Origin of the sequence: Pseudovibrio sp. W74, from assembly GCF_001623085.1 — a bacterium.
Lineage (GTDB): Bacteria > Pseudomonadota > Alphaproteobacteria > Rhizobiales > Stappiaceae > Pseudovibrio.
In genome coordinates this window covers 1-7,932 of record NZ_LMCJ01000044.1, presented here as the reverse complement: position 1 = coordinate 7,932, position 7,932 = coordinate 1, and the positions used below count along the sequence as shown (strand labels likewise).

At 42.6% G+C, this 7,932-nt stretch carries 5 protein-coding genes and 1 pseudogene; 4 read left to right on the top strand and 2 right to left on the bottom strand.

Annotated features, from left to right (window positions below; all coding sequences use genetic code 11):
* Positions 1–206: 206 nt before the first annotated feature.
* Together PsW74_RS28940 and PsW74_RS20120 are read right to left on the bottom strand one after the other, a co-directional pair.
* A complete protein-coding gene (locus PsW74_RS28940; RefSeq protein WP_193775958.1) occupies positions 207–374 on the bottom strand; it encodes a hypothetical protein in 168 nt (55 codons plus the stop codon).
* Positions 375–613: 239 nt separating this feature from the next.
* Positions 614–1,576, bottom strand: a complete 963-nt coding sequence (locus PsW74_RS20120) for a hypothetical protein (protein WP_063290528.1) — start codon at positions 1,574–1,576, stop codon at positions 614–616.
* A gap of 739 nt (positions 1,577–2,315) precedes the next feature.
* Here PsW74_RS20120 and PsW74_RS29895 point away from each other — a divergent pair.
* The 4 genes and pseudogenes from PsW74_RS29895 to PsW74_RS20100 all read left to right on the top strand — a co-directional run bounded on the left by PsW74_RS29895 (position 2,316) and on the right by PsW74_RS20100 (position 7,545).
* Positions 2,316–2,936, top strand: a pseudogene (locus PsW74_RS29895) (glycosyltransferase).
* Positions 2,937–3,010: 74 nt separating this feature from the next.
* Positions 3,011–3,820, top strand: coding sequence for a hypothetical protein (locus tag PsW74_RS20110; protein ID WP_063290527.1), 810 nt, complete (start codon positions 3,011–3,013; stop codon positions 3,818–3,820).
* A gap of 58 nt (positions 3,821–3,878) precedes the next feature.
* Positions 3,879–6,542, top strand: a complete 2,664-nt coding sequence (locus PsW74_RS20105; protein WP_063290526.1) for a glycosyltransferase family 29 protein — start codon at positions 3,879–3,881, stop codon at positions 6,540–6,542.
* Positions 6,543–6,627: 85 nt separating this feature from the next.
* Positions 6,628–7,545 (top strand): FkbM family methyltransferase, encoded by a 918-nt coding sequence (locus PsW74_RS20100; RefSeq protein WP_063290525.1) that lies wholly within the window; start codon positions 6,628–6,630, stop codon positions 7,543–7,545.
* The last annotated feature ends 387 nt before the right edge of the window (positions 7,546–7,932 follow it).

Below are 7,932 nucleotides of genomic sequence, written 5' to 3'. Positions count from 1 at the left end.
AGAGATGTAGGAACTACCGTTATCGGAAAGCAGGCACGGTTGGTGCTAGACTTTTGACTGCTTGCAGCCAGAGACATCGAGTACCAACTGCTTAAAACCTCGCCTGTCGAGCTGTATTACCAGCAAGGCGCTTCTTGTCAGCTTCAAAGGAACCCCTTAGACCAACTGTAGTGGAGCCCTTGCTAAATCCCTTCCTGTCGGCGCAGTTAAGCAATGCTGTCTTTGCTGCATAGTCCGGTAGGAACGATACAGATCTTGTCTTCGGTGGAATAGCGCTTGCGGGTCTTGTGCTGAATGTCTTTCACCGTCTTCCCGCTGTAGCGCTGGCAGTCCTTGCGACTTGCTCCATCGCTCACTCCTATCGTCGTGACCATGAGCCAAAACACTCCACTACTCAAACCCACCCATCTGTCCGGAAAACTTCAATGGCGAACTCAAGAGTTTGCATCGAGACTATAAAGCGTAAACTACATGTTGCCATGACTTGTCAGCTTTGATTTGATATTCCCCGTAGGGTTCCGACGGCAGCTTAAATCAAAATTCAAATTCACCTGTTTAGTAAGCTGGAGCACGTCTTTGCGTTAATATCTTTCAGAGCGGCAAGCCTGCGTGACTAACCCCATATCTTTGTCTGCAAAAAGTCCCTAAAGCTTTTGAGGCCTAACTTAACAGTGTGTTTGATTTTACCAAGTTTCTCAGGCTTTTGGGTTACTTCCTTTTCTAAAGGAAAAAAAACTTTCGTTTCATTTTTAAATTTTCGATATTCAGGAGGCAGGATTTGAATTTGCTCCTCACTGATTTCATATCGTTTCCAAGGGTGTGATGAATTCCCCACAAGAAACAAATGGCCATCATAACTCATGGCGATCTTTGTTTCTAGATCACCCAAAAAATGCATTGCTATCGGGGAGTTGTCTGGAATGTTGAACTCGCTAAAGTAAGGGCGATCAACAAAAAATGCATTTAGCTTTGTGGTCGCAACGAGCTCGTATCCGTTTTTTTGTGCTTCCGAATAGATAGCAAGTAGCGAGTTGCCATTATTGACTGCGAGACTTTTTGCTTGAAGCAAATATACATCCAATGGAACAAGCGGGTTGAACTCAATACAAACAACGCGTGGGCGGTGTTGTTGGATGTCGTTCCAAACATGAACGTCGCACCCGTCAATATCGATGGAAAGAAAGTCGAAGTTCTTAGGGACAGGCACTTTCAACTGCTTCAGATAGTAGTCGAGATTACTTTCCGTATCCAAGCCAACATAGCTCTGCAATATCTCAACTTTCTGATTGCGTTGATAGAGTTTATTTAGTCGCTTGCATCGATCCCGAGCAGGCTCAAAGAGAATGCCCCGCCAACCGTTGTTTGTGATTAAATTGTAGGAGTTGCTGTGGTGCTTGCCATCAGATGCTCCGATATCGCAAAGGGTTTTGTTCTTAATGCCAATAACGTCGAAGATTTTCTCGATAATTCCGTCTTCACCATATTTCGTGACGACATTGTTTCTATGTTTCTGCAACCAAACGGATCGTTCATTGCGTGAGTCATTTGGTAAAAACCTAATGGTTGGTTTTGTCATGCCGTCCTCTGCTAAGGTTTCTATTTAAATCTAGCAGCGGAAGGGATCTTTCAAAATCCCCCGAAAGCGATAACTTTATCGGTTGTGCATCATGTTTGAGCTAGGATAAGTGAATATAGTTAAACCGATTTATCACGAGCTCAAGCAAGTGCACGGGAAATGCCTATCGCCTGGACAGGATTTTCTTGCGTGTGTAATGAACAGTTAAGTACGAACGGCTCAAAATGGCTATTGGCGACATCGCATCCGCCAAGTTTATTATTAGTATAAATTGATTCATGACAGTCTTATTGTGCTACTTCATTTTTTAGGGTAATGAATTTACGTATGAACGTTTTTATAGGTAGCTAAAATGTATTTATTATGCCTGCAATTTTATTTTAATAATTGGCGTTGTAAATATTAAGGGTGGGAATGACGCTGAAGACCATAAGAATATCTTAATTCCCCTTCCCCAAAAAAAAGAAAACAAGGTGAAACAATTTCACATCCTGATTCTAGTGATCATTATCAGTCTGAGTGTTGTAGAACTGGGTTGTCTTTGATGCGTTAAGACTAGGTGAGATCTCGGTTGCCGGGTTAGTTACTTGAGGTTGGTCAGACAGATTTTCCGCAGTTGGACGTAATAATGATGAACAAGACATAAACTGCGACTAATAAATCTTGTTATTTAAATTCCCAAATAAATCGTTCAAGTTAGTTTGTGAAAGGTAACATTTAATCAGCGGAGTCGAGTTTCATGATTTTGTCTATTCCTTGCATCTTCATTGGCTACGACAGCCACGAGAACGTTGCCTATCATACACTTCGTCTGATTGTGAAACCTTCACTAGAAGAAATTTTCACCGCGTATCACATCCTCTTCAATCAACGGAATTCTCTTTCAGTCACTTTCTCACACCCGATCTCTCTGATTACAAGGGATCGAGCTTGTTTATGGATTGCGACATGATTTTCCGCAGAAATATTGCAGAACTTTGGGCTCTCCGCTATGCTCGATATGCTGTTATGTGTTGTATGTATAGTTATCAACTAGAGGAAACCTCCGAGTTCCTTGGAAATTTTCAGGCTAAGTATGAGGAAAAACTGATCCAGCCTCATGCTGTTCATTTCCAGCCTCATGCTGTTCATTAATGCGCGCTGTAAATCACTGATACTTGAATATGTAAACACTCATAGCGGTTTGAAGCTCCGCCAACCTATATGGCTAGCAACTGATGAAGAGATCGGGTCACTCCCGTTAGTGTGAGACCATCTGGTTGATATGTATGAGTATGATCACGATGCTGGTGTTGTACATTACACAATTAGTAGTGCCTACTTCGAAGATTTCAAAGATTGCGATTACTTCCAAGATTGAGAACAATACAAAAAGCGCATGCTTCCTGCGCAACAGATTGAAAAATTCTAGCCAGTTCCAGCGTAAAGATAGCTATGAAACATTGTGTCGTTACTACTTTTCATGAATTTGGATTTCAGCAATATGGCAAACGATGTATTGAAAGTTTCTTGAAAAAGTGGCCTGATACAGTTTCGATGATGGTTTACCCAGAAATGACGTCCGTCGGCTTTTCTGAGGCAAGATTGCAATTGTTAGACCCTTTGGTGGTTCTACCAAAACTTCAGCAATTTAAAGCTTCCTATCGTGATAACCCTTTTGCCAACGGCACCAATCCAATCATCCCCAAGCAAACGGGGAATTTTCGGTGGGATGCTTACCGATTTTCGAACAAAGTCTTCGCAGTGACGGATGCAATTCGTCGTTGCAGGGGAGCCTTTGATCAATTGATATGGCTAGACGCTGATACCGTCACACACACACAGATACCAGAAAGATTTCTCGACAAGATAGCCCCTAAGAGGGGGCAGTTGGCTGCATATCTCAACCGACGAGGATACCCTGAATGTGGCTGGGTAGGTTACAATCTGAAGCACCCTGAGATTTTGAGCTTTGCCGATAGGTTTGAGCAGATTTACCTTTCTGGTGAATTTCTTACATTCAAAGAAAGTCACGACAGTTTCATTTTCTGGGAAAATGTTCAAGAAATAGAGCAGACTAATAAAGCAACCTTCAAGAAGCTAGGGAGCAGATGGCAAACGGGGCATATTTTTATTCGAAGCGCATTGGGTAAATATGTTGATCACCTGAAAGGAGATCGCAAAATTGAGGGAAGGAGCAGAGAACGTGATACACTATCTTTTGCACGCAAGCTTCCTCGTTTTCTGCAGTATAGCTTATTTTAGTAAGTATTAGATGACACCAATGTGACTTAACCGTTGGCGGCACACGCAGGAGCTATTTGTGTATCATTCTATTCAACGCCTTGGTTTTGATAAACCAGATCACAGTTTCTGGCAGATATTGATTGTTTGTAACGGTCAGGATTTTCTTGCAACCGGTGAGCAGTTTCTACGCAGTTGCGAAGCTTGTTCACCAGGCCTCCGTGTTGTAATTGGAATTTCGGACAAAGATGAAAAAGCTCATGAGCTTTTACAAAAGGTGAGCCAACAACTTTATGCCACCACAGTTTACAAGTTTGAATTCGCTTCAGATTATATCACCAGCAACAATGAGACAGCCTTGTACGATGCTGCGAGTTGGTTATCAGGCCGTTCGAAGCATACTCTGTTGATTTTAAGGATTGATTTTACTGTTGTTGAAGACCTGACGCTATTGCCTGCGGTCTTACAAGACTGTGATTTGGGAGTACATACCATCCGTCTTAAAGAAGGCGGGCATCGCGTGGCCTACCCCCAGCCTCTTTGGCTAAAACATTCACCCAAAACCTTTCGGCTTTTAGAGTTTATAAAAAGTCACATTACTCCCATAAACACACAAGATCCAGTTTCCGAAGTAAACCTTATCAAGAAAGCTATTCTCAAAGAAGGTAGAAAACTCAAAACAGCATGTATTCCAGAGTATTACCGCGATAAGACCCTACGGGAGAACTCGCGTATTTTACGCCGCTCACTTAGTCAGGCGAAAGGCGAAGCAAAGCAACTTTCTGATCTGAAAAGAAAGATCGAGTTCACGAAAAGCGTACCAAAGAGATTTGTATTGTCTCCACTTCAAGACATTGGAACTAAACAGCCGTTAGATGATAACAGCTTTCGAATTCGCATTTTTCGATTGTCTCGTCCTGGACGAATTGGATGGCGGGCTATGGCACGCCTGATATCCCAGCCCACGCAGTCTGCCGATGGCCCAGCTAGAATTTTACCTGTTGCACAGTGGGAAGTAACTCAGGAACTGATCGATAGGCTCCATTTTGCTGAGCAACTTTTTATTCCCCACAAAACGCATGAGCAGCTTCCAGTTGATAATGCCACTTTCTATATGCAGGAGTGTCTACCAGAGATATTTACTTGCTCACCGACTGGTTGGGGCCCCGCAGCAAGCTGGTCAAATTCTGATACTTTTAAGAAATTCTCTATTGATCCTCGACTGGAAGAATTTAAAGCTGAGCTAAAATCTCAGAAGAAAACCAAGGCACATCAAAAAGATCAAAACCACCAGGCTATACCTGAGTTTGATATTCTTGCTATCCTGCAAGTTCCTGAAGACGAAGCACTGACATTACATGCCAATTGCACATTAGAAGATTTTGTCGAAGATATGGCGAAGCTGGCTGAGAAGCAAAACCTTAAAATATTGTTCCGTAAACACCCTTTGGACCTAACTAACTTTTACGAGAAAATTAGGAAAACATGGCAGGGCGAACATCTGCTATTTTCAAATTCTGGACATATTCACGATGTGCTGGCCAAGGCCAAATGCGTGGCTGTAATTAACAGCGGCGTGGGTCTGGAAGCAATGTTACTAGGCAAACCTGTTATTGCTTTCGGTCGAGCCATTTATGATCAAGCTGTCTCATCAGTGCAAGACAAAGGCCTTCTGACTTCCTATGACCATGCCGTCTCAGAAACCTCAGATCTACGCACGAAGCGGTATGACCAGTTTCTTTCATGGTTTCTCTATCATGTAAGCTTTAAGCTAGATGAAACTTATTTTGATAGTATACTTGTAAATGATGGGTCAGCTCAGCCAATAGAGAACCCAGTCTACCACTTTTATCAGAATGAAATGAAGCTCGCCTCAGTCCGAGCAAAAAAGGTTGAGTTCAAGAAAACAAATTCATTTGGCTCTTCTTTTTCTAATTTTGTAGACAAATCTCAAAGACCTTTAAAGAAGGTGAAGAAATTAATACAAAAAAAATACTACCACGAGGCAGTCAATCTCTCAAAAGGCCTGCTTATGCCGTATTTTCAAACGGATGTATTGACTGGGAAACGCGTCTGCCTCGTCGGAAATGCAGGAAAACTACTTGAGAGCAATGCTGCAGATTTTATTGACCATCATGACATTGTTATCAGAATGAATCTTGGATGCCCCTACATCCTAAAAAAAGGCATGACGGTTGATCAGGAGTGCGAAAAATACATCTACGGAGTATTTACTGATGGGCGTTCCAGTCAAGCAGAGGATTACACCATTTTAGACCCCAATGCACCAATGGATATTTTGATGGAGTACACGGCAGTCCCAGCTGTTGGTATTAAATCAGACATATGGTCATGCTCAACAGCAGACCGCGCAAGGCAAACATTCTTTGCGCCAATTTTTAATACTCAAAACGTTGCACCAAATCCGAGTCTATACCACTTTTCATCCAAGTTCATTTTAGATTACAAGGTGCGGCGCTTACCGAGTATCTATACGCAAAAATTGCAAAAGAAACTTTCCGCAGAACCAACATCAGGCATCATTTGGCTCGAGTTTTTGCGCCAAACAAAGCTTGCAGAACTTTCGCTGGTTGGATTCGATTTCAACCGATCTAGACACATTGTACGTGAAGGATTGAGTCTTTTGGAAGCAACCGGCAGGTATCGCCACAACCCTCAAAGAGAAAAAAACTATGTCATAAACTGCGTTTTACCAGCACATAAAAACATTCATCTTTATTAGTCTTGAGCCGAAGTTGCAGACACTACTTCTCGTATCTATCAAGCGTCTATGGCAACGATTGCCAAAATCAAAGAGTCTATATAAAATGTCAAACCATGATCTTAAAGAGGCTTTGATCGGGCATTCTGTAACAGGCGATAATAAGCAAGAATTTGCACTCTTCAACAAGCGTCTCACTCAATTGGAAAAACGCTTATCCGTCATCGAAGGTAAAAAGGCTCGCCCAATTGAAAAGCCAGAAATGTCAAAAACAGCCCAAGAAATGGTGGAGACGCTCCTCTGCCGGCTAAGCCCGATGGACGTTGACGGGTGTTGTCTCACCCGCGTTGGGCGTGCTTTTGACGGAGGTTACATTATGGTCCCGCCCAAACCCTATGAGAAAGTTGCGTACTCTTTGGGGATTAATCGTGACGTTTCTTGGGATTTAGAGATGGCCAGTCACGGCTGTAAAGTTTACCAATATGATCACACGATTGATTGTCTCCCCCATCACCATGAAAGCTTTAACTACAGCAAAAAAGGCATTACGAGCTCTCACCAAATAGATGAGCGAATGACCTGCCTCAAGCACGAGCTTCAAAATAATAGGCACCAAGACACAGACAACATCTTATTGAAGATGGACATTGAAGGTGACGAATGGGAAGTTTTTGCGGATCTTGAAATGAATGAGTTGCAGAAGTTTTCTCAGATACTTGTAGAGCTCCATGATCTGCACAAAGTTTATAAGCTGTTTTGGTACCGAAAGGCTCTAGCAGGACTGAATAAACTCTTCAAGAGTCATCAAGCTGTGCATGTTCATGGTAATAACAATGCTGCATTGCGTATTATAGGTGGCTATGCAGTTCCACCTGTTCTGGAAGTCACATTCTTACGTCGCGATTTGTTTCAGTTCTCTCCATGCACCCGCACTTTTCCAAATGAGCTAGATCAACCTAATAACCCATGTTTTGCCGAGCATCAGCTTGGTAGTTTTCAGTTTCCAAACCCAGCCAAGAGGTGAGCGCAAATGATCTCGAGCTTTTTACAACTTGATCGCATCCAATCCTTTAACAAAAATTGAGGTTACCGCGATAGTTCTGATAGTTTACGCAATCATAGGATAACGTTCTGAGGACTTGCGCGCGGGTATGTAGAAGAGCTGCAAAGTTACCACATGAACAATCGTATGCATTTTGAGCGCTACATGACGTCGTTTGATGTCGTACACCTCGTTATCATTCTGAGAAAGCTGCTAGGCAGTATTAAGCGTTTGTAGACTAGCTAATTGAAAAACAAATGATAAATTGCTCGCCATTGAAGTTTTCCGGACAGATGGGTGGGTTTGAGTAGTGGAGTGTTTTGGCTCATGGTCACGACGATAGGAGTGAGCGATGGAGCAAGTCGCAAG

What these genes read in the sequence shown, in the direction of transcription:
- PsW74_RS28940 (WP_193775958.1), bottom strand. Translation starts at nt 374, where the DNA reads ATGGTCACGACGATAGGAGTGAGCGATGGAGCAAGTCGCAAGGACTGC.
- PsW74_RS20120 (WP_063290528.1), bottom strand. Translation starts at nt 1,576, where the DNA reads ATGACAAAACCAACCATTAGGTTTTTACCAAATGACTCACGCAATGAA.
- PsW74_RS20110 (WP_063290527.1), top strand. Translation starts at nt 3,011, where the DNA reads ATGAAACATTGTGTCGTTACTACTTTTCATGAATTTGGATTTCAGCAA.
- PsW74_RS20100 (WP_063290525.1), top strand. Translation starts at nt 6,628, where the DNA reads ATGTCAAACCATGATCTTAAAGAGGCTTTGATCGGGCATTCTGTAACA.